This window comes from Pseudoalteromonas sp. A757 (assembly GCF_004103285.1).
GTDB classification, from domain to species: domain Bacteria; phylum Pseudomonadota; class Gammaproteobacteria; order Enterobacterales; family Alteromonadaceae; genus Pseudoalteromonas; species Pseudoalteromonas galatheae.
Genome location: NZ_QNQN01000072.1, coordinates 325,584 through 350,216 on the forward strand (window position 1 = coordinate 325,584; position 24,633 = coordinate 350,216).

Annotated in this window: 24 protein-coding genes; 11 read left to right on the top strand and 13 right to left on the bottom strand. The window is 45.4% G+C overall.

The features are described from left to right. Positions 1-289: 289 nt before the first annotated feature. A complete protein-coding gene (locus tag DRB05_RS17050; RefSeq protein ID WP_010604114.1) occupies positions 290-472 on the top strand; it encodes a hypothetical protein in 183 nt (60 codons plus the stop codon). A 32-nt stretch (positions 473-504) separates the two neighbouring features. After that, on the top strand, positions 505-717 hold the full coding sequence (locus DRB05_RS17055) for a hypothetical protein (protein WP_128727988.1): 213 nt from the start codon (positions 505-507) through the stop codon (positions 715-717). 46 nt (positions 718-763) lie between these two features. On the opposite strand, the gene DRB05_RS17060 is transcribed toward DRB05_RS17055, so the two are convergent. Both DRB05_RS17060 and DRB05_RS17065 read right to left on the bottom strand, forming a co-directional pair. Continuing rightward, positions 764-1,381, bottom strand: coding sequence for an HAD family phosphatase (locus tag DRB05_RS17060; protein ID WP_128727989.1), 618 nt, complete (start codon positions 1,379-1,381; stop codon positions 764-766). Positions 1,382-1,477: 96 nt separating this feature from the next. Beyond that, complete coding sequence (locus DRB05_RS17065; protein WP_128727990.1) at positions 1,478-2,404, bottom strand: LysR family transcriptional regulator; 927 nt, start codon at positions 2,402-2,404, stop codon at positions 1,478-1,480. A 112-nt stretch (positions 2,405-2,516) separates the two neighbouring features. On the opposite strand from DRB05_RS17065, the gene DRB05_RS17070 reads away from it, so the two are divergent. From DRB05_RS17070 to DRB05_RS17110, 9 genes are all read left to right on the top strand, one after another. After that, positions 2,517-2,936, top strand: coding sequence for a VOC family protein (locus DRB05_RS17070; RefSeq protein ID WP_128727991.1), 420 nt, complete (start codon positions 2,517-2,519; stop codon positions 2,934-2,936). 13 nt (positions 2,937-2,949) lie between these two features. After that, complete coding sequence (locus DRB05_RS17075) at positions 2,950-4,071, top strand: alkene reductase (RefSeq protein ID WP_128727992.1); 1,122 nt, start codon at positions 2,950-2,952, stop codon at positions 4,069-4,071. Next, positions 4,068-4,619, top strand: a complete 552-nt coding sequence (locus tag DRB05_RS17080; RefSeq protein ID WP_128727993.1) for a YbhB/YbcL family Raf kinase inhibitor-like protein — start codon at positions 4,068-4,070, stop codon at positions 4,617-4,619. Before DRB05_RS17075 ends, DRB05_RS17080 begins: the two co-directional genes overlap by 4 nt. Before the next feature lie 2 nt (positions 4,620-4,621). Continuing rightward, complete coding sequence (locus tag DRB05_RS17085) at positions 4,622-5,560, top strand: polysaccharide deacetylase family protein (protein ID WP_128727994.1); 939 nt, start codon at positions 4,622-4,624, stop codon at positions 5,558-5,560. 234 nt (positions 5,561-5,794) lie between these two features. Then, positions 5,795-7,042, top strand: a complete 1,248-nt coding sequence (locus DRB05_RS17090; protein ID WP_128727995.1) for an HlyD family efflux transporter periplasmic adaptor subunit — start codon at positions 5,795-5,797, stop codon at positions 7,040-7,042. Positions 7,043-7,060: 18 nt separating this feature from the next. Then, complete coding sequence (locus DRB05_RS17095; RefSeq protein WP_128727996.1) at positions 7,061-7,768, top strand: ABC transporter ATP-binding protein; 708 nt, start codon at positions 7,061-7,063, stop codon at positions 7,766-7,768. After that, positions 7,765-10,152, top strand: coding sequence for an FtsX-like permease family protein (locus DRB05_RS17100; RefSeq protein WP_128727997.1), 2,388 nt, complete (start codon positions 7,765-7,767; stop codon positions 10,150-10,152). Before DRB05_RS17095 ends, DRB05_RS17100 begins: the two co-directional genes overlap by 4 nt. 68 nt (positions 10,153-10,220) lie before the next feature. After that, positions 10,221-11,591, top strand: coding sequence for a sigma-54 dependent transcriptional regulator (locus DRB05_RS17105; RefSeq protein WP_128727998.1), 1,371 nt, complete (start codon positions 10,221-10,223; stop codon positions 11,589-11,591). A gap of 8 nt (positions 11,592-11,599) precedes the next feature. Then, a complete protein-coding gene (locus tag DRB05_RS17110; RefSeq protein WP_235956520.1) occupies positions 11,600-12,895 on the top strand; it encodes an ATP-binding protein in 1,296 nt (431 codons plus the stop codon). A 53-nt stretch (positions 12,896-12,948) separates the two neighbouring features. On the opposite strand, the gene DRB05_RS17115 is transcribed toward DRB05_RS17110, so the two are convergent. The 11 genes from DRB05_RS17115 to DRB05_RS17160 form a co-directional block, all read right to left on the bottom strand. After that, the gene (locus DRB05_RS17115) at positions 12,949-14,058 is read right to left on the bottom strand and encodes a PAS domain S-box protein (protein WP_235956519.1); all 1,110 of its coding nucleotides are present in this window, start codon (positions 14,056-14,058) and stop codon (positions 12,949-12,951) included. A gap of 105 nt (positions 14,059-14,163) precedes the next feature. After that, the gene (locus DRB05_RS17120) at positions 14,164-15,243 is read right to left on the bottom strand and encodes a tryptophan 7-halogenase (RefSeq protein WP_128728000.1); all 1,080 of its coding nucleotides are present in this window, start codon (positions 15,241-15,243) and stop codon (positions 14,164-14,166) included. Positions 15,244-15,254: 11 nt separating this feature from the next. Beyond that, the gene (locus tag DRB05_RS17125) at positions 15,255-17,183 is read right to left on the bottom strand and encodes a LodA/GoxA family CTQ-dependent oxidase (RefSeq protein WP_128728001.1); all 1,929 of its coding nucleotides are present in this window, start codon (positions 17,181-17,183) and stop codon (positions 15,255-15,257) included. 273 nt (positions 17,184-17,456) lie between these two features. Beyond that, positions 17,457-18,467, bottom strand: coding sequence for a contractile injection system protein, VgrG/Pvc8 family (locus DRB05_RS17130; RefSeq protein ID WP_128728002.1), 1,011 nt, complete (start codon positions 18,465-18,467; stop codon positions 17,457-17,459). A 1-nt stretch (position 18,468) separates the two neighbouring features. Further along, the gene (locus DRB05_RS17135; RefSeq protein ID WP_128728003.1) at positions 18,469-18,684 is read right to left on the bottom strand and encodes a tail protein X; all 216 of its coding nucleotides are present in this window, start codon (positions 18,682-18,684) and stop codon (positions 18,469-18,471) included. A 25-nt stretch (positions 18,685-18,709) separates the two neighbouring features. Further along, a complete protein-coding gene (locus DRB05_RS17140; protein WP_010378403.1) occupies positions 18,710-19,141 on the bottom strand; it encodes a phage tail protein in 432 nt (143 codons plus the stop codon). Positions 19,142-19,155: 14 nt separating this feature from the next. Next, on the bottom strand, positions 19,156-22,314 hold the full coding sequence (locus DRB05_RS17145; protein ID WP_128728004.1) for a phage tail protein: 3,159 nt from the start codon (positions 22,312-22,314) through the stop codon (positions 19,156-19,158). Between the two features lie 124 nt (positions 22,315-22,438). Beyond that, on the bottom strand, positions 22,439-22,564 hold the full coding sequence (locus tag DRB05_RS23110; RefSeq protein WP_017218950.1) for a hypothetical protein: 126 nt from the start codon (positions 22,562-22,564) through the stop codon (positions 22,439-22,441). A gap of 5 nt (positions 22,565-22,569) precedes the next feature. Continuing rightward, on the bottom strand, positions 22,570-22,827 hold the full coding sequence (locus DRB05_RS17150; RefSeq protein WP_128728005.1) for a phage tail assembly protein: 258 nt from the start codon (positions 22,825-22,827) through the stop codon (positions 22,570-22,572). A 3-nt stretch (positions 22,828-22,830) separates the two neighbouring features. After that, a complete protein-coding gene (locus DRB05_RS17155; RefSeq protein ID WP_010378397.1) occupies positions 22,831-23,340 on the bottom strand; it encodes a phage major tail tube protein in 510 nt (169 codons plus the stop codon). Beyond that, positions 23,340-24,503 carry a phage tail sheath subtilisin-like domain-containing protein gene (locus DRB05_RS17160; protein ID WP_128728006.1) on the bottom strand — a complete coding sequence of 388 codons (1,164 nt, stop codon included), beginning with the start codon at positions 24,501-24,503 and terminating at the stop codon, positions 23,340-23,342. The genes DRB05_RS17155 and DRB05_RS17160 overlap by 1 nt, the downstream gene beginning before the upstream one ends. Positions 24,504-24,633 lie beyond the last annotated feature (130 nt).

Sequence of the window (24,633 nt, forward strand, 5' to 3'; positions counted from 1 at the left end):
TTAATTATTCTCATGTTGCAGTGTTGCATGAATAAAAAGACCAAACAATATCGATGCGTTGGGCGACTGACAGTGCAAATTTACGTTACACCATAGTTACTGCACTCAAGGCTAAAAAGCAGCTTGTCGTCAAATGTTGAAGTAACACAGGGTTGAAATAAGGTAATTACGAAAAACATAAATTTAACCTTCGAAAAACATATTTGACAAATAATTTATATTGGGTACAGTCAACAATGCAGTTTATTTTTTGTACGACAATTCAAGCTTTCACAATAAGGAAAATAAGATGAAGTTAACACTAACAAAAAGAAAGATAAAACAACTGAACCATACTGCAGGCTTGGAAAAAGCCCAAACACCAAACATCGCGGGAGGTTATTTAACCGCGGGTTGTGACAGAGAAATAACCGAATTATGCAACACGAAAGCATTTGGTTCTTGCTATAACTGTGGCTCTCTTCGCTGTTAATACGCTTTATTACCACCCAAAGGAAATGAAAAATGAAAATTAAACTGAATAAAAAGCCGCTTAAAAACTTAAACAATGCTCAAGCCATTACACCACAAGCAACCCCCCAAATTGGTGGTGGTATAAACCGTTTGACTGATTTGGACTGTGTACCGACTAACCGTCACGATTGCCGGACAGGTGCTATCTCTTGTTACGGTGATCACGACTGCGCTTTCACAAATAGACAGTATATGTGTGATTAATTCTTTTTAGGCCCGTACTTGGGCCTATTTTGGAGTCTCGACCTGCTTAAAACACTAATCCTAGCTCACGTAACTCGCGCTCAGCTTGCGCCGCATTAAAGAACTGAATGCCATGCAATCCGACCAGCTTTGCACCTTCAACGTTCGCTAAGACATCATCAAGAAAAACACAGTCATCTGCTGCTAGTTGGTAACGCTCCAGTAAGTGAGTAAAAATAGCTTTACCGGGCTTCATGCAGCCAAGCTCAGCAGAAATAATTTCTCCATCAAAGTGTTGCCAGAAAGTATGACGCGCTTTTAGGTGACTCACAATCTCGTGCACATTATCGGTTAAGGCATATGCACTATATCCCGCTGCCTTTAGGCGCTGCATCAGTGAAAGCGTGCCATGAAGTGGGATCAGTGATTCTTTGATATAAAAGAACAGTTCATCAGCTTGCTCTGAGGTTAAGTGACAGGTTTGCATAAAAGCGTGCTTGGTGTCTGCTTCAGTCAGTTCGCCTCGGTTAATAGCAAACCAAATCTCACTGTGGAACAGCTGCTTAGCTAGACTCTCAACGTCGCATTGGTTGCCAAAGGTAAGCCGAACTATCTCCTCTGGTGACCACCTCACAAATACGTTACCTACGTCAAAAATTACGTGTTTAATATTGCCAATTGCCATCCTTGAACCTCTTTAGTTAGTTTGAATATGAGCGTTTATTATGCATATCTTTATCACTTACGCACGGCTAATTCGGTAGACTCCGATGAAATAAACTCAATTCTGCATTTGTTGTAAATACTCGCTAAAAAAGGCCAGAAATGCTTTGACTTGGCGAGGTTGAAACTGCCTAGATGGATAAATCGCTTGCAGCGCGACTTTGTCTGAGTCCGTTGGACTAAATCCCAATGTTTGAGTTGGCAACAACTCCACCAATCGCCCCGCTTTAATATCTTTGTGAACATCCAGCCATGACTTGATGGTGATCCCAAGTCCTTGAATAGCCCAGTTTCGTAGGACTTCGCCATCTGAACTCACTAAACAAGTAGGCACGGTTTCAATGATGGTTGCTTGCGTGTCTTTATCGAGAAAATACCAATCGTTTAGCGCCTGTCCCGCTCTTTCCAGTACTAGACAACGATGTTGCTGTAATGCTTGATAGCAATCTGGCGTACCATACTGTTCGAGATAGTTTGGAGCGGCCACCAGCATTCTGCGGTTGTTTAACAGAGGCCGAGATATCAAACTGCTATCATTTAAATTACCATAGCGAATGGCGATATCAGTGCCAGACTCAACTAATTTAACTAAGCCCTCCCCTAAGCTCAAGTTAACCACCACCTGTGGATGCTGCGTGGCAAACTCCGCAACGGCGGGAACCACATACTGACGGCCAAAATCTGAGCTTGCCGCAATTTTGAGTGTGCCTCTCAAATCGGGATCGGCATCTTGCAGTAACGCCTCCGCCGCCGCAACCTCCTCAATAACTCGCACGCAGCCTTGGTAAAACCGCTCTCCCGCTTCCGTTAGTTTGATACTTCTGGTGTTTCGAGTCAGTAAACGGGTTTTATAGTGCGCTTCAAGTGCATTGATCCGGGCTGTCATGCTCGCAGGAGAAAGCCCTAATACTCGCCCTGCTGCAGCTAAGCCATCAGAGCGCACCACTTGAACAAAAAGCGCCATATCGTCTGCTTTGCTTTTCATTATTCACCTTTTATGAAAAGTAATTTTATATAAAAGCCAATTATCAAATATTAATAAACAAATAGACTGTTCTCAACGCATAAATCGCTAACACCAATGGAGGTAACACACCATGCAGTTAGATCACTTTTTGTTTAGGGCACATGACATGGCAAAGATGGCAACCTTTTTTGAGCAGGTGCTTAGGCTTAAAGAAGGCTTACGTCCACCTTTCCCATTTCCAGGAAAGTGGTTCTATGGCGACCAACAGCAACCTTTCATTCATCTGGTTGAACAATCACCACATACCCAAGCACAGGCTGAATACCTCGGTTCTGCGCAAACCGCAAGCATGGGTACTAGCAACATAGATCATATTGCATTTCGTGGTGACGATTACCTCGGGTTAATCACCCGATTAGAGCGTTTTGGCGTTCGCTACGAGGAGCGAGATGTCCCTATTAGCAATGAGCACCAAGTTTTTATCTTTGCACCTGAATCTCTAAAAATTGAAGTGCTATTTCCACGCCACATCAACTCACTAATCCAATAATTAGGAGAATACTATGTCTGATCCATTGTTATTTACGCAGAAAAAACTCGGTAATTTAATCTTACCAAACCGCATTTTGATGGCGCCAATGACTCGCTCTCGAACAACACAACCGGGAGATATTCCAAACCAGTTGATGGCAAAGTACTACGCCCAACGCGCTTCGGCAGGGCTTATCATTAGTGAAGCCACACAAATCTCTTGTCAGGGCAAAGGATATTCATTTACTCCCGGAATTTATACTGCTTCGCAGGTTGCTGGATGGAAAGAAATCACCCATGCAGTCCAGCAAAAAGGTGGCCGTATCTTCTGTCAGCTTTGGCATGTCGGTCGTATGTCTCACTCCACTTTTCATGAAGATGGCCAACCCGTCGCCCCCTCAGCACTCGCGCCCGACGCGCAAGTGTGGGTGGTCAATGAGAAAGGAGTGGGTGAAATGGTCGATTGCCCAACACCACGCGCACTGGCAACCCAAGAAGTACAGAGCATAGTCGAAGATTATGTCCATGCGGCTGAGAATGCCATGATCGCAGGGTTTAATGGCGTCGAGATCCACGCTGGTAATGGCTACTTAATTGACCAATTTTTACGCCGCAGTTCTAATCTACGTCATGATCAATATGGTGGCTCGAAGGAAAACCGAATTCGCTTTGCGGTTGAAGTTATCACCGCGATTAGCCAAGCAATTGGGGCTGAAAAAGTAGGGATCCGATTAGCACCTTTTATTACTCAACGTGGCATGCAAGACGAAGAGGCCATTGATACTATCTTGCTCGCCGCGGAGCACTTTAACCGCTTAGGCATTGCCTATGTGCACTTAGCCGAAGCGGACTGGGATGATGCGCCAGTCGTGACGGAGAGCTTTAGGCAAGCACTAAGAAGAAAATTCCACGGCGCCATTATTGTGGCGGGAAATTACGAGCCAGAGCAAGCCGAAGCCCTTATTGAACAAGGCCTAGTCGACTTTGTGGCTTTTGGTCGCAAATTTATCTCCAACCCAGATCTCGTATACCGTCTGACTCATCAATTACCTTTGAGTCCAATCAACCCTGATGCGCCTTTGTTTGGTGGTAGCGAGCAGGGCTACACCGACTATGCAGATTTTCAACAATTAAGAGCAAAAGGTGCAATATGAAGCCATTATTACTGAATTTTTCCCTAGCCTCCATGGCATTACTTGGTGCAACCAATGCAATTTCAGCACCTGAGTTTACATTAGAAAGCCCAGATCTTGTTGCCGAAAAATCTATTCGGCCATTTCAATACTGGGATCAATTTGGCTGCGAGGGTAACAGCACACGGCCAACCTTAGTTTGGTCAAATGCACCTAAACAAACCAAGAGCTTTGCGGTGACGTTTTACGATCAAGACGCGCCAACCGGCAGCGGATTTTGGCACTGGCAAATCTATAACCTGCCCAAAGACACAACTAGGCTTGCAGAAACTTTACCAAGCCAAGCCGTTGAAGGTAATACGGATTTAGGAAAGCCAGGGTACTTTGGCCCGTGCCCGCCTATAGGCCGCAAACATAAATACACCTTTACCGTGCATGCACTAGATGTAGACACACTCCCCGTGCCAACTGGTGCAACGGCACCACTTACTGGATTTTTTATCCACCAGCATAGCTTAGCGCAGGCAACACTCTCTGTGTATGCCGGCCCAAGAGCCGCAGGAGAATAACCATGTGTACTACATTGACCACAAGTATTCGAGCACTACTAACAGCAATCGCCCTGCTTACAGGCACAGCCCACGGCGTCGAAGTAGAATCTGGTCATCACTGGCCTGATGATGCTCAATTGGTGATCTCTATCTCCATGCAGTTTGAAGCAACCGCGCAAGACCCAAGCGATCCTGGGCCATTTCCTCAGCAAGAAGCGGGCTACCCCGACACCATCGCTCCTACTTGGTATCAGTACGGTATGAATGAAGGGATCCCAAGATTGCTCAAGCTTTGGGACAAGCATAACATCAAAGTGACGTCCCACATGGTAGGAAAAGCTGCTGAGCTTAACCCTAAACTTGCCAAAATGGTGGCAGAAAAAGGGCATGAAATTTCAGGCCATGGACAAAGCTGGACACCACAATATTCAATGACCCCCGAAGAAGAACGGGCGTCTTATATTCACAGTGCAAACGTGCTTGAAAAGATCACGGGACAAAGACCAAAAGGCTTTAATGCATTTTGGATGCGCCACTCTGAGCAAACATTAACTATTTTGCAGTCCCTTGGCTTTGTCTACCATATTGATGATTTATCTCGGGATGAGCCTTCGTTTACTCCCGTGAATGGCAAGCCTTTCGTAGTTGTCCCCTACACCTTTAGAAACAACGATATAGTGCGCTACGGTGGCAGCTCTGCAATGACAGCAAAAGCCTATTTACAAGAGTTAAAGGACGAGTTTGATGTGCTTTATGAAGAAGGAAAATCCCAGCGCCGGATGATGTCTATTAGTGCACACGACAGGCTCGCAGGCAGCCCTGCTCGCGTAAAAGCACTTGACGACTTTATTCGTTACGCTAAATCGCATCCAAAGGTTAAGTTTATGCGCAAAATAGACATAGCGAAATGGACCCTAAAGCAGCAAGACGTACCAATCAACCCAGAACGTGTGTTTTAACAAATAATAACGCTGCAATTCATAGGCTCTTTTGACGAGCCTATTTTCTTCTGCACACTTACAAATACAATCGTGCTTCCCAAAACCACAATTTTTATTTTCGAAAACGCAAAAAGCACTCCTTCCCTGCAAACAGATAAGAGCAAAAACTCAATAATTTCAATAAATTAAAATTTGGCATGCGACTTGTTATCTACTGAGTATTACAATCTTCATTCCACTAGAGATATCAACATGGATATACAAGTCGAACATAAAAAGCGCAACAAGATTAACTGGTTGTGGGCTATTGGCGGAACTGTTTTCGCCGTAGTTATTATATGGCTGCTAATACAACCCTCAGCGCAGGCATCTTTGCCTATGGCAAAAACATGGATTGCGGAGGTCCAGCAAGGGGATTTAGAGGTCAGTGTATCTGGATATGGTCAGCTTAAATCGAGAACGCCGCGTTTGATAAGTGCCGCAAGCGATGCCACGGTTGAAGAAATTTTGCTGCGCCCAGGTGCACAAGTTAACCCCGACAGCATCATCATGAGGTTACAAGATGCAAATTTGGCCCAATCTCTAAAAGATGCCAAACGCAGTTTGGCGCAATCGCAAGACCAATATCTACAGCTCGATATCAATCAACAACGAGAATTGCTGTCTCATCAAGCGGATTTAGAAATTCTGAGATCTGAGTTAGAAAGTGCCGAGCTGGAGGTTACCGCTCAAGGAGAATTGGTTGAAGATGGAGTTGTTTCTAAACTCGACTACCAACGCGCGGTACTTACCCATCGTCAGTTGAAACGCCGCATTAATATAGAGCAGCAGCGAATAGCGCAATTACAGACCTTACACAAAGCCAATCTACAGCTTGCGCAGTCGAATATTGATGCCAGTAATGAAGCATTTTTATTGGTACAAGATAGGGTAAATAAGCTCACGGTACGGGCTGGGATCAAAGGGGTCTTGCAGCAACTTCATGTGGAGCTTGGACAAAGCGTGTCTCTTGGCACTCAATTGGTGTTGGTTGGCAGCACTACCGATTTATATGCGCAACTGCAGATCCCACAAGCCTATGCTCAGCAAATAAAGTTGGCTCAGCAGGTGAGCATCAATACTCGTAACGACTTAATTGAAGGCCAAGTGTCGCGCATTAATCCAATGGTACAAAATGGCAATATTGAAGTTGAGGTGACACTGCCTAAAAGCCTGCCCGCGAGTGCTCGTCCCGAACTAAATATTGAGGGGAAAGTCTCTATCGACAAATTGAGTTCCGCACTGTTCATCGACAAACCCGTCGGTGCAAAACCTTATAGTCAAGCAACCTTATATCTTGTTGATAAAGAAAAACAACAAGCCCGTGCAATTCAAGTACACTATGGCGCAGAAACGTCACAGCACATTCAGCTGCTCAGTGGCGCTTCGACAAATCAGCAGTTTATTTTGTCGGATATGGCATCTTATGCCAATACACCCGTAGTGACTTTGAGCAAATAACAAACCAAAGGAAGAACAATGAATAATAAACATGTTATTGAACTTAAAAACATCACTAAAAAGTTTGTCCTCGGCGGAATGGAAACACTGGCACTGCGTGGCGTGAATCTGAATGTGACTCAAGGCGAATATCTGTCAATTTCAGGTCCATCGGGCTGCGGCAAGTCAACACTTTTAAACATTCTTGGTTTATTAGACAGCCCAAGTACCGGTACCTACACAATTGCGGGTAACGATGTCAGTAACCTTGACGTCAACCAAAGAGCCACACTAAGAAATAAACATATTGGTTTTGTATTTCAGTCATTTAACCTTATCGATGAGTTGAACGTCTTTGACAATATCGCCTTACCCATCAAGTACAGTAGCACTGCACTCTCAAATACTGCGTTAAAAGAACGGATAATGACTTGCTTAGAGTTAGTACAAATGACCCATAGAGCAGAGCATAAGCCCAATCAACTTTCTGGCGGGCAGCAACAACGTATCGCCATTGCCAGAGCGCTCGCCAATCAGCCAGATATTTTGCTTATTGATGAACCTACAGGAAACTTGGACTCAAAAAATGGCGATGCCGTAATGAAAATGCTGAGCGACCTAAACGCCCAAGGCACAACCATGTGTATGGTTACTCACGACCCTAGGTATGCAGACATGGCAAAACGTAAACTATTCTTGTTAGATGGGGTGATGGTAGATGAAATGAATTTGGAGATGGTGGGATGATAAAAGAGGAATTTAAGCTCGCACTGTCAAACCTTAGGAAGCTTCCGGGATTTAGTCTTACCGTGCTTTTCACCCTAGCATTAACCTTAGCAGCGCTGACGGTGGTGATTAATATCAATCATAGACTGATCACACAACCGCTTCCCTACCCTGATGCAGACAAGCTGTGGGTGACCGATCAAAGCGAAACCATTAATGGAGAAACCCAATATGGATTCCAACTGCTCTCTACCCAGTTTCGACTATATCAAGATAAGCAATTTATCGACAAAATGGCGATGATGCACTTGGTATCATCTCGTTTTATGGACATTAAGGGTATGCCCACGGTAGACATTATTCGAGTGACTCCCGAATTCTTTGAGTTGTTGGGTACTCCATTGCACCTTGGTCGCGCGCTAAAAAAAGATGAAGGTGTCAGCGACGAACAAAAAGTCTTGGTACTGAGTTACCAGTCTTGGATAACGCATTTTAATGCCAACCCAGATGTCGTTGGTAGCTACACGAGCATCAATCGTGAGCGCTATCAAATTATCGGAGTAACGGGAGAAGCGTTTGAAGTGCCTGAAATTTTTGGTGGCTTCCCCGTTAGCGGTTTTAGTAGCTTTCCGGAGCCTGTCACCACTACCTCGCATTGGAATAGTATCAGCAGTGAATTTAACGGCATCGCTCGGCTTAAAGCGGGTGTAAACATAGAGCAGATGAATCATGCGCTGGGCGAGCAAATTAACACGCTTTACCAATCCCGTGAGAACGTAGCGCCCGACACGCGAATTGGCGCTAAGTTTACACCACTGCGCGACAAAATCGTTGCACGAAGTGATGAACTAGCAATTACCTTATTATTCTCAGCTGCAGTTTTGGTGCTCATTGCCCTGACTAATGTGGTTAATTTATTTCTCTCAAGAGCTGCGCAAAAACAGCGCACCATAGCAATTCAAGCGGCACTGGGGGCAAAGCCTACTCACATTTTTGTCAGTATGTTTTGTGAAAGCGTGCTGTTAGTGGGCGCAGCCACTATACTCGGATTATTGCTTGCCGAGTGGTTGAATGTTTGGTTAGCAAACGACTTGAGCTATTTATTTAGTCGCATGCAGAGCTTAACTCTGGACTGGCCGACCATAGTGGTTGCTTGTGCACTGAGTCTGATAATATCGCTTCTCATCGCCTGGTTTACCAGTAAACAAGTAAACTATCATGCACTGACAGATGCGCTACACAGCAGCGGTAAAGGCACTGGCGCGCAAATTTCCAAGCGTACTCGTCAAGCGTTGGTGGCATTACAAGTGTGCTTTGCCAGTATTTTACTCTTTCTTGCAGCCAACAAATTAATTCCCGCATACGCGCAAATGACTCATCCCACAGGGTTTAATACTGAGCATTTGTACTATGTCCGTATTGATGGCAGTGCCACAGAAATAGATAGCTTTGAGCTTGGCAAACAAATCAAACAGCTTTTAGCCAATCAAGCAAGCATCGCATCGGTCTCAGCAAGTTACACTTCACCGCTACAAATGGGGTGGCAAAACTATTTGTATGATCAAAATATTGCGCTGATCGGTATCGTCAGTTTGTCCTTTTACGACGAGGACGGTTTCACTGCGCTTTCACTGCCACTTGAGCAAGGAAGCCGATTTACACCGATTATGACATCAGGCTCAGACAACAATGAAATAATTCTCTCAGCCTCACTCGCTAAGCGTTTGTACAAAGATGAAAATCCAATCGGTCAAACCCTCTATGCAGACAGAGAAGAGCCAAGAAAAGTGGTTGGGGTTGTAAGTGATATTTACGTGCCTACAGGCAACCGAGGCTATACCTTAGAGCGCTATTACTTGCCTGTCACCGAAGGTAGCACATCCTTTATTATCAAAGGGAATTCTGCACTGTCAAAAGTCCAATTAACTCATGCTCTCAAGGCCATTCATCCGAGTCTAAACTTTGCTTTCTTTGAGCCTGTAGATGACATGCTCACCCAGAGGTTAAGACAAACTTGGCTGCAAGCAATGTTGACTGTTGCCCTATTAGCCCTTACCTTAAGCCTAGCTGGTGCTGGGATCTACGGCGTGCTCAACTACAGTGTACAAATGCGTCGCTATGAGCTTGGTATTCACTTGTCATTGGGTGCACATACACACAAACTGATATCACAAGTGCTCAAGCAAAGTCTAACACCTGTAATGATTGGCCTTGGAGTGAGTGCATTAGCCATTGCAATCGGGTATGGAATTTTGACAAAGATAAGCACAGATACTATTTCCGTGAGCTGGTTCGCCGTAACCGTGACAATCCCTATCATGCTGCTGATCGCGCTCATCGCAAGCTATTTACCAGTGCAAAGAGTGATAAGCCAAGATCCCATTAAAGCGCTAAGAAACGAATAAGTTAATAATAACAACAGGAATGCGTAGGCAAAGCGTGGCGTTTAATCTCACTTTGCCTACAACACACTATGCAAGGTTCAATTTTAATTGTTGATGACAAGGCCGATATCCGCCTTAGCTTACAGTTTTTACTAAAAAACCACGGTTTTACCATTTTCCAAAGTAGTAGTCTTGATTGTGCAGCTAAGCAGCTCAATGCGAACGACATTGATATTGTACTGCTAGACATGAACTATGAATTCGACACAACATCCGGCGATGAAGGCCTCTCTTTTTTGAGTCAATATGCAAGCCAAAGTAGCGCAACATTTATTGCGATGACCGCTTGGTCTAGCGTCGAACTCGCCGTCGAAGCCATGCAGTGCGGCGCCAAAGACTTTTTTGCCAAGCCTTGGGACAACCACGCTGTGGTAACGATGGTGAAAAAGCATTTAGGGCTAAAGCAAATCGCTGCAAAACAACAACCTGCTTCCTCCCAACAAACCATAGCTAAAATAGCGTCAAATGTAGAGCCAGCTGAAGCGTTACTCTGGTTAAGCCCCACGATGCAAACACTAAAAAGCCAACTTGACCGTATTGCAAAAACCAAAGCGAATATATTGCTTAGAGGGGAAAATGGGACAGGAAAATCACAGATTGCCAACTATATCCACCAGCAAAGCAACATCAAAGGCAACTTTGTGAGCACCAATATGGCTGCCATTCCAGAGTCATTGTTTGAAAGTGAAATGTTTGGCCATGTGAAAGGTGCGTTTACTGACGCTAAACAGGATAGACAAGGCCGTTTCTCAATGGCTGAGCAAGGGACTTTATTTTTAGATGAGGTAGGCACTCTCACTGAGTCTCAACAAGCGAAGCTACTACGAGTATTAGAAACAGGGGAATATGAAGCCGTTGGCTCAAGCAAAACGCAGCATGCAAGCTGTCGAATTATTAGTGCAACTAATGCAGATTTAGAATCGCAACAACAAGCAGGTCAATTTCGTAGTGATCTATATTTCAGACTAAATACAATGGAGTTTGAGATCCCACCACTGCGCTTGCGTCGCACTGAGATAATTCCGCTGGCCGACTTTTTTATTCAAAAGCACGCAACGGCCTATGAATTAGACGTAAAACCCTTGTCTCACGCAGCGCAAACAAGACTACAAAGTTACGCATTCCCAGGTAATATCCGTGAACTTAGCCATATGATGGAACGTGCGATTTTGCTGTGTGATGGCACTGAAATTGAACAAAGCGCGCTTTCTTTTAAATCTGTAGCAACCACAGAGCAGAGCGAGCCTGAAATAATGACGCTAGAACAAGCCGAGCAAAAGTTGATTAAAATGGCGCTGTGTCAATGCCATGATAATGTGGAAGATGCTGCGGTTTTACTTGGGATCAGTAAAAGTGCGCTATATCGTCGCCTTGATAAATTCGATATCAAAATGCGATGAGCTTACCTATGAAAAAGCCTAACTTTGAACAGACTATCGAGATTTTTTGCCTGATTATTTGGTTGCTGTTCACCGTACTCAGCGCTTTTTTTATGGTCACCCTTGAGGTCTCAACACTCAGTGTTATCACCTACTTTTTCCTTGTCCTTTGTCCGCTCGCACTGCTGTTGTATCATTTTAAACAGCGAGTGATAAAACCTTTTTATCATCTATCAACCACCATAGAGGCTATCAAAAACGAAGAGTATGGGCAGCGCTTTTACACCTCTGAAAGCTCAGGCATTCTTCACAGTTTGCAGCAAGAAACGCAGCAATTATGTCAGCAGCTGCAATCATTCAAATCAGAGCGAGACCACCAAGCCATATTACTATTTAGACTCATTGAACAACTGCCCAGCCCCATCGCAATTTTCGATAACAATACTGCATTGGTGCATGCCAATGAAGCCTTCTCAAATTGGATAGGGAAACCATGGCAAAGCCAGCGTTTATTAAAAGCGCATAAGTTTAGCCTTGAGTATCATAGTGGGTATTGGCGCTTTAACCATTCCACCCTAGGTGATGAGTGGCAGCTTCGCTACAGCGAGCTTACCATTGCAGGTACGCAGGCGCACTTAGTGATCCTGACCGATGTGCAAGCAGTTGTCAGTCAAGCTCAGCGCGACGCTTGGCAAAAAATGATCAGAGTGCTCAGCCACGAAATTCATAATTCCCTCTCGCCAATTAAGTCACTGGCTCAAACCTTGATAGAAATTCCCAGCACGCAAGAAAATCAAGCCGATTTTGAACAAGCGCTTGGCGTAATTGTGCAGCGCAGCGACGGCCTGATGTCATTTGTTAATCGCTATGCAAGCGTTGCAAAACAACATCAACTTGATATAGAGACGATATCCATAAATGACTTACTAACGCCGCTAGTAGGGCTCTTCGACAATCGCGTGAGATTAACCATTGAACAGGACTTTACGCTGCAAATTGATCAAAGCTTACTTGAGCAAGCGCTTGTAAACCTGATTAAAAATGCCTTAGAAGCTGGGGGGGAGAACAATGCTGTTTACGTCAAAGCGTATCACAATCATAAATTCGCAGGTATTGAAGTACTCGACGAAGGGCATGGAATAAAAAACGCCGACAACCTATTTGTACCTTTTTACACCACTAAAGCAGCAGGTAAAGGGATTGGGCTCATCTTAGCTAAAAACATTGTTGAACAACATAACGGAAAACTGAGCTTAACCAATCGTAAAGATGCGCAAGGTGCAATTGCTCATATTCAGCTTCCACTGATGGCAGTAAGTACGTGAGTGTTCACTGCCACCTCTAGGCGACATTTATTGAGACATTTTAAGCATCGCAATCAACTGACGACCAGCGGCAATGGTATTGGTTTCACCACTATAGATGTTGTCGCATTCTTTCGATTCAAACACTTCTTTAATCCAAACAAATCTTTATTAAACATTACCAGCATTTCGACAGGAATATCTTTATCATGCAAATGTGCCGTTAAACATTCTGCAACCTCATCAATTAATAACGCGCCATCGTTAAACTCAACACAAAAATATAAGCTATTGGCCAGTTCTTTATACAATTTAACGATAAGTTCAATACGTTGCTGCGAATAGCCATTTGCTTGGACAAGCCCAACTTCAGCATCCACTTCATCCATCGCTTCGAGTAGACAAGCTACATCATCGAGCTCTATTGGACACTCAAGCCAAAACTCGCTTGCGGATTCAGGCTCTTTTTGCAATTTACTTGAAAACGCTCCGAGGTCGTCTGGACCCATATCAAAAAAAGCATCATCAAATAAGTCATTCGCTTCTTCTGAGCGCAAATTGCCATTAAGTATTTTTTCATTTTTCTTAAGCTCTTCGAGGGTTTCATCGAACAATTCTATTGCTTCTGACGATGCTTTTCTTTTGTCTCTTTGACGGCGGGCCTCCGGTCCTACAAATTCCTGATTATGCGAGATTTTAAAGTAAAACTTCTTAAAAACCTCCGTTGACTCTTGGATTTGCTCAGCGAGTCGGCGCAGATTAGTTAAGTCTTTTTGCATGGAAATATAATGTGTCACCTCCCCTTGCTCATTTCGAATAGCCGATATATTCCACTCTACCGGATACATACTGCCATCTTTACGATAGTTGATTGAGGAGCCGTAGAAAAAGCCGTCGCGTTCAAGGGCATCACTTAATTTAGCAATGACGTTTTTATTGCTTTTAGGACCTTGTAAAATCGCAGGAGAACTACCTATAAGTTCCGCGAGATCATAACCGGTATGTTTGCAAAAATTTTTATTAGCGTAGACGATGCGGTAGCCATTTTTCCTATCTGCATCGGTGACAACCACCGCATGGTGAGAATGCATAAGTACTTGTTTTAATAATTCTATTGCTGAGGTTTGCTTTAGTAACTGGCTGAAAAACAAGGTTTCTTCTATGTTGTTTTGCTGGATAGACATTTTGCTTCCCTAAGCCTTGCGAGGCTTATTAACACGTATTTAAACAGTAGCTCAATTATTATTACCTGCTACTTTTTTAGCACCAAAACATAGTAATAATACGTGTTAACTGATCAACTTTGATCCCTCATAAAAGTGCTGCCGATGCTCAAGGTAGCGCATCCACACTCTATCCATTTGCGACTGATATAATTTTGCGCCATGTTTGTAATCCGTACCGTGCAACAGCAGCATATCCGCAAGTTGCATGCTGCTGGTCATGGCATGCAACATACCTTGCGAAGAGAGCGGATCGAAGCTCATGCTCGCATCACCCACCGCATACCAGCCTTTTGCTGCGCAACTATCCAAACGGGCCGAATTTGCACTTACCATTGGGTGCAGGTGTGCTGTTTCTATATTCACCAAGTCCACTAAGGTGTTAAATCCCCTCACCTGCTTTACTTTGGCTAAAAAATCTCGAGCGTTGGTGATGTTGTACTTTTTGATCGCATCAGCGCAAGCCTGCCAAGAAAACACCCGAGGCTGCATATTAGGATCGAGTGAAGAGCATGCCGCGCTCGGCGCACTATACCACCAGCCATTTTCTTCATCGCTTATCACCGCAAACTGTTTCGTCGTGGCAACCTCTGCGGTAAGCCACAGTGCCATTTGCTTATCAAACTGTTGTAGTTTTGCACCGAGTCGCCTCGCCAGATGACAGGCGCGACCGGTAGCATCAATAAGCAGTGTTGTCGTGATAGACATGTCAGTGTCGCGGCCTTCAACCCTAACTTGCCAACTTGATTGTGTTTGCACCACATCAGTAAGCTTTGTAGAAGATAACAAAGGGATACCACGAAGCACTAATTGATCACGAAGCTGCTGTTCAAAATGCTGCCGATGAATGTGCCACCCCAAACCATCGGGGTTTTTAACGTTATCCACTATAGTAGGCGATTCACTACCCCAAAACGAAATCATACCGTGACAAGTGAGATGTTCCGGGCTTTGTAGTAAGTGCAACAAGTTAAGCTTTTTGAGAATTCTAGACGCCGCTGGCGGTAAACACTCGCCTACTTTGTCTTTGGCTGCGGCGAGCTTATCGACTACTATCACCTGGTAGTGAGGGTGCAAAGCAAGTGCAGCAATGCATCCTGCAATGCCTGCACCTACAATGACAATATCCGATTTCCTTTCAGCCATATTAGCCCTTATTATTTGCGATTCCGACGATGTGCTTTGTCGGTTTGTGACAAATCAGGACGACAATCTCGCATGCTTTCGTTATTATCCGCAGCCAGCAGTTTTTCCGCTTTGACTGGTGTTAACCCTACTTGCATGGTGGTTGGAAAACCAGTTACGCCTTTTTCTGTCTTCGGTAATACCACCGCCAATTGACCAAACCCAGTGATCATACTGTTGATCTGCTCGATATAGTTGGTTGAAGGGCCTATCGGCAAATCGTTTAGCCACAGCTCCCGGTCATTAAATGCTGCTTGTCGCTCTGCAAATGGCTTTGTTTCATCGACTACTCGGTGATAATTTTGCTCGCTAAGCATATTATTTGGCACTCGTGCAGGCCAAAAGGTCGGTAAATAAGGGTCGTACGCTTCATTGTAGCCATCACGACAACTCGCGGTGTCTGTTTGCCAAGGAATGGCCATCCAACGTGTAATGCCACCAGCAACCTGCCCCGTTTTTAACGGCCCGCTCGAATGCAGCGCGATTTCTGATGTCATTTCCACGCCATAATTGGTGCCGTGGGTCGGTGCAGTATCCTCTGAATGCTTAAGACGGAAAGCCTCGCTATACATGCCTGCTGTACGCATTGGCCAAGTCATTTCACATCCAGGGTGGAAAGCATCCGCTAAACAGAACTCCATCGCCGCCTTGGTTAACATATCAGGCTGCTCAGCAACTGGTATTTCATCAATGCTGGCTGGGGGGCGATAACAAGGGTCGTAATCAGAATCAAATTCGCCATTCGACCACTGCTGTAACATATTCAACTGAATTTCTGTCAGGGTGACAAACTGCCTTGGCGAGTCATCGGCATCTACACTCATCGCATCGCCGTACAACCAAGGCCACAACTGCGGAGCGGTAGCGGCAAATTTAGGGTTCCAACTATGTTTTTCATCCGCTGTGGTGACTTTTTCTATCTGTCTAAAGTTATTAAAGAGATTACGTCTTACTTCTTGCCATGTGCGTGAGTTGTCATTTAAACGGCTGATCCAAGTCTCTGAAGTAAAATCAAAGGGGCTATTCCAGCCAAATCCTGCGGCAAATCCCGCATTAACCCATTGTAAATCGGTTAACCTTTGGAAAATCGGCAGAATGTCTTTACTAAAGGAAGGCTTACCCTTAGGTGCAGGTAGCATCTTGGCGTCAACTGCAACCTGACGCATTAAATCCCACATGGTTCGCGGAGATTTTTGCATTGGTGCGTAATCTGGTGGCGCACAAATAACCCATGCAGGTTTCACATCAAGTGCTTTGCCTTGATATTTCACCTCAGCAGTTACCGGGCCGTCCGAAGTATCGTCGTACCAGCCTTCATTATTACCGAACGTGATCGCTTCGTGGCCTTGAGGATTTTCTGACACCCCGTGCCCACCAAGCATCAGTAAGCGGCCCTTATCATCGGTACGCATTTCGCCTAAGTACACTTTTTTACCGGCAAAACATCCTTCAAAGCGACTACAACCGCACCCAGAAGCAATACCACTGATCTGCTGCGCCCCACCATCAATGAGCAAGCTGTTACGGTCGTTTACATTGAGGTTGCGTAGTAAACTCGGCTCGGCTTCAGCCGCCTCTGGAATATCCAACGCTAATTGAAACTCATACCAAGATGCTTTTTGATTAGCCAAGCGAGCATGCCAAATGATAGAAGCACCGTCGTCGCAAGTGAGCTCTTTAACGATGTTGCCCTCGGCGTCCAATCCATAAATACGAAAACGCGCAGCTTGGCGCTTCAACGCCCCCGTGCTATCGCGATAGTAATTCATATCTCTTGGAATGGCGGTATCGACCTCAGGACCAATAAAAAATTCATCTGGGCTGTTACCAACCCGCATTACTCCAATGGGTGGGTATATCGCAGCTGAAACAATGGGATTTTGATTGCAGTGATGTGACATGTTGTAATCCTTTTTGCAGTGGTTCAATTCATGAAGCATTACTGCAGTGTAGAAGCTATTTCTGACTTACACCATTACATCAAATTACAGGTAGGAAAGAGGCCAGAGCCTCAAAATGAGGATGGCCCACATGGAGAAAGGGTATATCTCACCTATGATGGATGAGATAGAAGTACACCCTATGCGGGACACAGGGAGAAAGGAAAAAATTAAGGAAGGAAGCGCTCAACGCGATAATCGCTGACGCCTAATATAAAAAGTGTGGGATTTAACTTAACCTAATGCTTCGCATACTAAATAGCTTTTAAAGCCGGCGTGATTAATTACATGTTTGACCTCACAGACAAACCAGTCGCCGTTGAGGTTATCATCAACCTCTTCGATAGTTATCACGCCACCTGCTAATAAATTAGGGTCGCCAACCACACAAAGCTGCACACTGGTATGCGCTCGATTTAAACGCTGTAACATGGCCGTCGCCGCGGTTTGTGCTTCGGCTTCATTAGGATAAACGTAAGAGAGTGTAGTATTAGGTGAACCGCCACCGACACTTACCAATGTTTTTTGCGCTAACGCTTTATCGTAAAAATACGCCTGCACCCCTTTAACTAACTTGTTGTGGTTAGCATTAAGCTGCCATGAAACCAGCTGCTTTTTACTTACCGTCACGCTAGGTAAAGCTTTGCCAGTTAACGACTTTCCGGTGCCTTTAGCCATAAAGATAAGCTTGTCATCCGCAATCTTCATGATTGCATCAAACTGCACAGCAAGCTTGCTTAGCAATTGCATATCGCTTTCACTTTGCTCAATGTGCGGTATTTCTCGGCCCTGAAAAGCATCGCCTATTTTTGCCTGTAGCCCATACTCACCAGCAATGTCTTGAATAAGCTTGTCCAGCATCAGCGGCTCATCCTTCCCCTGCTCTGGCCATGAGCGTATTTTTAACGCTTTAAAATCTTGATCCCACAGCACTTTATTACCATAAAATGTCAACGAGCGATTGGGGCCAGTCAACTCATAAGCGCCCACTTCGAAAATACCTAATTTGGTTGAAGGAGCACTCTGATCTTTGGTGCCTTCTTTATATCCCATCGCAATTTCTAGTTGATCCGTTGGTGCGGGTAAGGCAATGGGCGCGTCAGCCAAATTGTCAAATCGTACATAGCAGGTATCACTCGCCAGTCCCGTGCGTGTTGTAACACTAAGCTCAGCCAAGCGGTTCTTCAGTGTTTTTGATACCTCATTGCCATTTGCTTTAATAGAATAATGCGGTTGTAAGTCCATATTAATCCCAAATATTGATCACTTTAGACGCAGTAGGTTTTGCGATTTCGGGAAGAAAAATACTGATCTGCTCCGAATAAATTGGCCCAAGCTCTGCCAAGCCATGATTGGCTTCTAGCACCTTTTCTACCATGCCACTACTGCGGCCATAGTGCTTAAAACAGATGAGATCGAGACAATCGCCATCTCGCGTAATATAAGTTACCCCTTTGCTCATAACGACTCCTTAGCACCCAGCGCGCTTAATAGCGGCTGAGCTCCATTGAAAATTGGATTTCTCGTGGGATCCCATCATTAAAAAATAAGGTCCGCGTTTCACTTATCCGTTTGATGACCCACTTACCCATCACGCGCCCTACGCTTGGACTAGATTTCCCACTTTCTTCAACATAGCCCAGCGTCATCGGCTCCCCTTTGGCGGCTTCATCTCTCATCATGTCTAACTGCTTCAAGCCGTTATCCACAATTTGCGGGAAGATCACCCCTTCAATGTTTAAGGTTTGCTCTCCTACGCCAATAAATTGCATCGGCGGAGAATCCTTATCAGTCTGAGATTTGTGGGCTTCCCAGCGATATTGAGAATCGTACTGGAGCTTATTAAACGCTGCGGTGCTTACTGAGAACTTGTAGTCTCCCAGTTGCATCATATGTTTAGCATGATTAACTTTGCTCATTTAGTCCTCTATCGTTATGCCACTTGATTGTAATATCTAGCACTAAGCTCTTGCTCTGCTTGTTGTTGCTGCTGATCCAACATTTGCTTCACTTGCTGCGCAACCTCATAAGCCTGTTGGCCATCTTTTGCATTGACAGTAATATTGGCGTTTACCGTTACCGATGCTGCGCTCGGCTGCGACGCCGATGAATATTCAGATGCTTTATTCGCACTCACATTCAGTTGATTTAAACTATTTAGATCCGGTGCTTTAGACTCATTGGTAGCTGATGTTTTGTCCTCGCTAAACCAGCTTTTAATGGCATCACCAACCATGTTGTTGGTAAGGTAACCCGCCATAGGGGCCGCCATTCTCACATAGGGATTTTTGCTTTTTGAAAGTGCACCTGATACCGCATCAGCAGAAAACATACCGCCCAGCGTGCTACCAATGCCAGCCGCTTTTTCTTTAACAGAAAGCCCATCATTATTGAGCGTTTCCCATACTGTGTGTGCGTTTAGCGCTCTACCAGCCAAATCACCCGCCTTGCTGACGCCGTGTATTTTGCCGGTTGTCATCCCTTGATTAGCAGCAAACGCAGCAGCCGTGCCGGTGGCCAAATTCAGCTCATTAATGACATTATTTTTAACAAAGTCGAGCGCATTGTTTTTAGTTGCTTCACCACTTTGAGGCGTACTAATCGCAGCCGTTTTGTTGTCCGTTTGCGCAACGTTTTCATCGCCTTTTGATAACCAACCGCCGAGGGTGTCACTAATTAAGCCCAGTGGTCCCATGGTGGCAAAACTCGTTGCGCTATCGAGCAAGCGCTCTGTCACCGAAGGGCTCGAGGTACCTGAAGCTGAGTCCTGAGCATCGTCAGAGAACCAACCACCAAGTTTGTCACCAAACCAACCACCAATTGACTCACCGCCCATCGCGCCGAGTGCACCACCGACTAAGCCGCCAATTGCAGTGCCAACCACAGGAACAACCGAGCCAATTGCCGCGCCTGCTGCGGCGCCCGCGAGTGCGCCGCCAGCGCCACCCGCAGCCGCTCCAACCTGAGTGGTTTTTTCTTTCGTCGTTAACGTGTCATCAGTTAATGCCGTGAATGCATCGAATGCACCTAACGCCACGCTAAGCGGTGCAGCCGCACGCCCAAGTAACTTTTTAGACCCCTTGAATAACTGACCAAGTTTGCCACCTTTAGCTGGAGAGAAACTACCAAGCTTTTGATAACTAGCATCATTTGCGGCAGCCATCATTTTGACTTTTTTGGCTTTTGCTTTGGACTTTGGTTGCGATGCTTGATTATCTAACTGTGTTTTTACGCTAGGGGCTTTCCCGCCGTCTAACAGTTTCAAAGCGGGTTTATTGGCGCTTCGTTTGTTGACTTTGCGCGGCTTGTGCTCGCGATCCGCCGACGTTTCTTGTTTATCCGCTAGATTAGAAGACTTAGCTCGCTTGTTACGCTTTCTGCCTCGCTTCTTGCGTCCTTTTTTACGCGTAGATTTCTTCTCTTCAACATCACCTTCTAACTCAGCAAACGACTCGGATAAATCATCGCTAATACCGTCTAATCCAAACTCACCAAATAAATCTGGTAAGCTGTTGGTAAGAGAAGATAGATCTCCCTTGAGAACGCCTTTTAAATCAATATTGGAGAGTAGATCAGCGTGTTGCTCTAGTACACTTGCCGCATCGTTTAGCCCAAATGCACTTAACAGTTCAGGCCCTGCACTTACAAGGGACTTGATGTCGCCCCCCAAAATCGCGTCGACATCCAGTTTTTCTAATGCCGGTAATGCGCCTTCGAGTACGCCAGCTGCACCGTCTAATTCAAATGCCTTTAGTAATGAAGGACCTGCCGCCATAAGGCTCGATACGTCACCGCTGGCAATTTGCTTGAGATTCAGTTGTTTTAAGCCAGGAATCGCAGCTTGTAGCTTATCCGCTGCATCGCCAAGTTCAAATGCTCTAAGCACTTCAGGTGCGGCATCCACTAAGCTGCTTAGCTCACCATCCATTAAGCCCTTAAAATCGAGTTTTTCAGCGATAGGAAGAACTGAACCAAAAGCCTGTGACGCACCTTGCATATCCAATGCATCTAATAATGCCGGAGCACTTTGTAGCAACGACTGGATATCACCATCCGCAATTGCTCCTAAGTCCAATTGTTGTAGTGCTGGCAAAGCCGCAGATACTGAGTTTGCAGCACCATCAAGTCCAGCCGCCTCAAGTAAGTTTGGTAATGTTGCGGCCAACGACCCCAGCTCACCATTAGCAAGCCCGGCTAAATCAAGTTGTGCAAGCGCCGGAATTTCTTGTGCGAGAGTTTGGTTCAATGCCTTAAGATCAACGGCTTCTAGCAAGCTTGGCAAAGCCTGCTGCAAACTTTGTAAATCGCCTTGAAAAAGTCCTGGAATATCCAATTGGTTCACAGCTGGCGCAAACTGCGTTACCACGTTTGCCGCATCGTCAAAGCCAAATTGAGTCAATAACGCAGGAGCTGCTTCTGTTAACGAACCAAGCTCTCCTTTGAGTACCTCTGCAAACTCAATATTGCTCAACAAACTGCCTGTTTCGAGCAGCTGCTTTGGCAAAGCAGCCAAATCTAAACTCGATGCAAAGTCCGGCAAAGCTTGACCCAATGACGCTGCATCTAGGCAAAATTGCTGCTGAGCATCGATTACAGATTGGCTTTGTTTGGATGCATTTGTCGCGGCAGTCACGGCTGGTGCAACGGAAATTGCGTTAAAAAGTGAAGGAACGTGTTCGGCTAATGCCGCCAACTCAACTTGTACGGTTTGGCTTGCGGCACTGAAATCCAGTTCTGCAACCCGTTCAGACAAGCCGCTTATCGCATGCTGTAAAGAATCGGGCAACGCCAACATGACCTGCTCAGCCTGCTGAAACAGCTGGCTACTAGGCACAGCATTTTCACCAGTGGCAGGTGCCTGAAACTCAGGTACTGAGAACGAAGCCTCCGGACTTAACACCGCGCTGGCATTAAGTTGAGTCATGATGGAGATTAATTGCTGGATCTGCGCACTAGTCGCTGAATTGGCATTGAGCTTTGCAACTAGACTACCTAAATGTGCAACTTGGTTAGCAAGCGAAGTTACCTGTGGCAACTTATTTTTGACTTTGTTCGCCTCTCGTGAACGAACCTGTTTACCTTGTTTTGTCATGGCGTTACCTGAGGAAAATAGAGAAAAGTGAAACGCTTTAGCTTAAGCTGAGGCCTAAGCTAAAGCGTCTAAAAGTATGGAAATGCGCCCCCTAAAGGATTAAGGGGCGGTTGCGGTCATCGGTTTAGCCCGCTTCTGTCGCTTGTTTGTAATCAAGCGCTGCTTCAAACCACTCGATGAGTTCGTCTTCGGTCAGCGCGTTGAGTTCGGCCAAGCCCCAGCCAGTATATTTGGCCAGAGCGATAACCATGGCTTTTAAGCGCTTTGGCGGGACACGAGAAAAGCTTGTAGCGTTTCTCGCAGCTTCACAAAATCACTCCAATCAAGCTCTTCGATGATATCTGGAGAAACTTCGCATAAGTGCGAGAAATAACGAATTTCGCTTTCTGACTCGCTGATATCCGCTCTATCCACCATTAACCGATCGCGTACTTTTGGTCGTCTCATTGTCAGTTCTGCATACTCATGCCCATCGACCGTAACTGGGAATGCTAAGGTAATGATTTCTTTCATGGATTAAGCTCCGATTGCTGCGCGAAGTGCTGCCATTTGGTCCTTACCATTAACGGTACGAACGTCGTTGTATAGGTCAATTTCGTAAATTACATCTTGACCGATCTGTAGCTTGTACTTCTGAATTGCATATTGCAGCGTTAGCTTAGCTTCCTCGCCGTCTTTCCAGCTGCCCATATCCACTTCTTTGAAGAAGCCTTCAAGCGTTACCACTACGGGCACTGGCGCTTCGCCTTGCGCTTGGATAGCACCACGAGCCGTTAATGGCGTTGTTGCACCGCTCCAATCGCCAAGTAGCTTCATCATGTCAGCGTTGTATTCAAGTAACGTGATTGTGCCTTCTAGCTTTTCAAGTTGGCCAACATCAAGCTCAACCGGCGCTTGGAAACCCGACGTAACTTCGCGAGTTTTTACGGTTACTTTTGGTAGCTGGATTTCATCAGCAATACCTAGATAGCCTTTACCGTCTACAAACAGCTTGAATTTTTTAAGAATTTTTGGAGAGATTGCCATTATACGATTTCCTCTAGGTAGTTGTTAGTTAGAATACTCTTGAAGGTGATGTGCTCAGCCGGTGTTGGCGGCGTGAAGTCAAAGCTAAAATACACTTTACCCGCTTGAATATTGGCCGGTGTGTTTAACTCTTCATCAGCCCAAATTTGACCGCCAAGAATTGCACCTTGTGCTTTTAAGCTATCTAGGTATGACTGAACACTTTGCGTAACATCTTCGATGTAAGTTTTGGTGATATTGCGGTCAACCGCCCACATGTGCGCACGCAGTAGTGAGTCATTGATCATATCTGCGGTACGTACCACTGACAGGAATGCCCATTTAGGGTCGTCAGAACAAGTACGGTTACCCCAAAGCTTAAAGCCGTTTTGACGAATGATGGTCGACACTTCTTTTTCGTTCAGCATATTCGCACGTGCGTTAGCATCGCCCAGCTGGAAGTCGATAGGACGTGCAGTTGCCACAATACCGTTCATATTGGTATTACTTGGGCTCCACCAAAAGCCTCGGTCGTTGTCCGACTTAGCAATCATGCCCGCAACACGTGCACTTGCAGGTTCAACTTCTGCTTTACCATCGCGGAATACTTTGACATGAGGGTCAACAACGAACACACGGCGCGAACCAAAGTCAGCACGATATGTTTTTGCATCCTCATCGTTTGTATTTGGACCATCTGCAATGATCACCGCACGAAGACGCTCAGCCACGTTCACAAGTTCTGTGATAACTGGGTTACGATTACCTTCAGGGCGTTGATGCGCATAACCTGGCGCCACAAGAATACGTGGTGTTACGCCAAGTACAGACTCAGCACCAAGGAAAGCTTGTACACCTTCATAAGAACCGTCTGCTGCCACACCGCCAACCATGTTTGACATGATTGCCGCTTCATCAGCACCATCGACACGAACCACAACGACTACCGCACCAGCTTGGTCAAAAATACCGTCCATTGCCGCAGGCAGTGTTCCTTCTGTACCCAACGGTGCAGCTTCAGCACGTTTACCAGCAACCAATACAGGTGTGTTAAGTGGAAACTTTTCTGGATCTGCACTAGGTGCAGTACCAATCACACCAATTACTGAGCTTTTTACTGTTTTGATTGGACGCGTGCCGGATTGCGCCTCAATGACTTCTACACCGTGTAGAAATTTTGACATAGTTATCTCCTTTAAAGACATGTCAGTTAGAGAATAAAAAAGGCCATACAAGCTGCCTTGTATGGCCCTAATAACTTCATATAAATTAGAGTTTGTTGACCTTATACCTAACGGGTAAGGTGAATAAAAA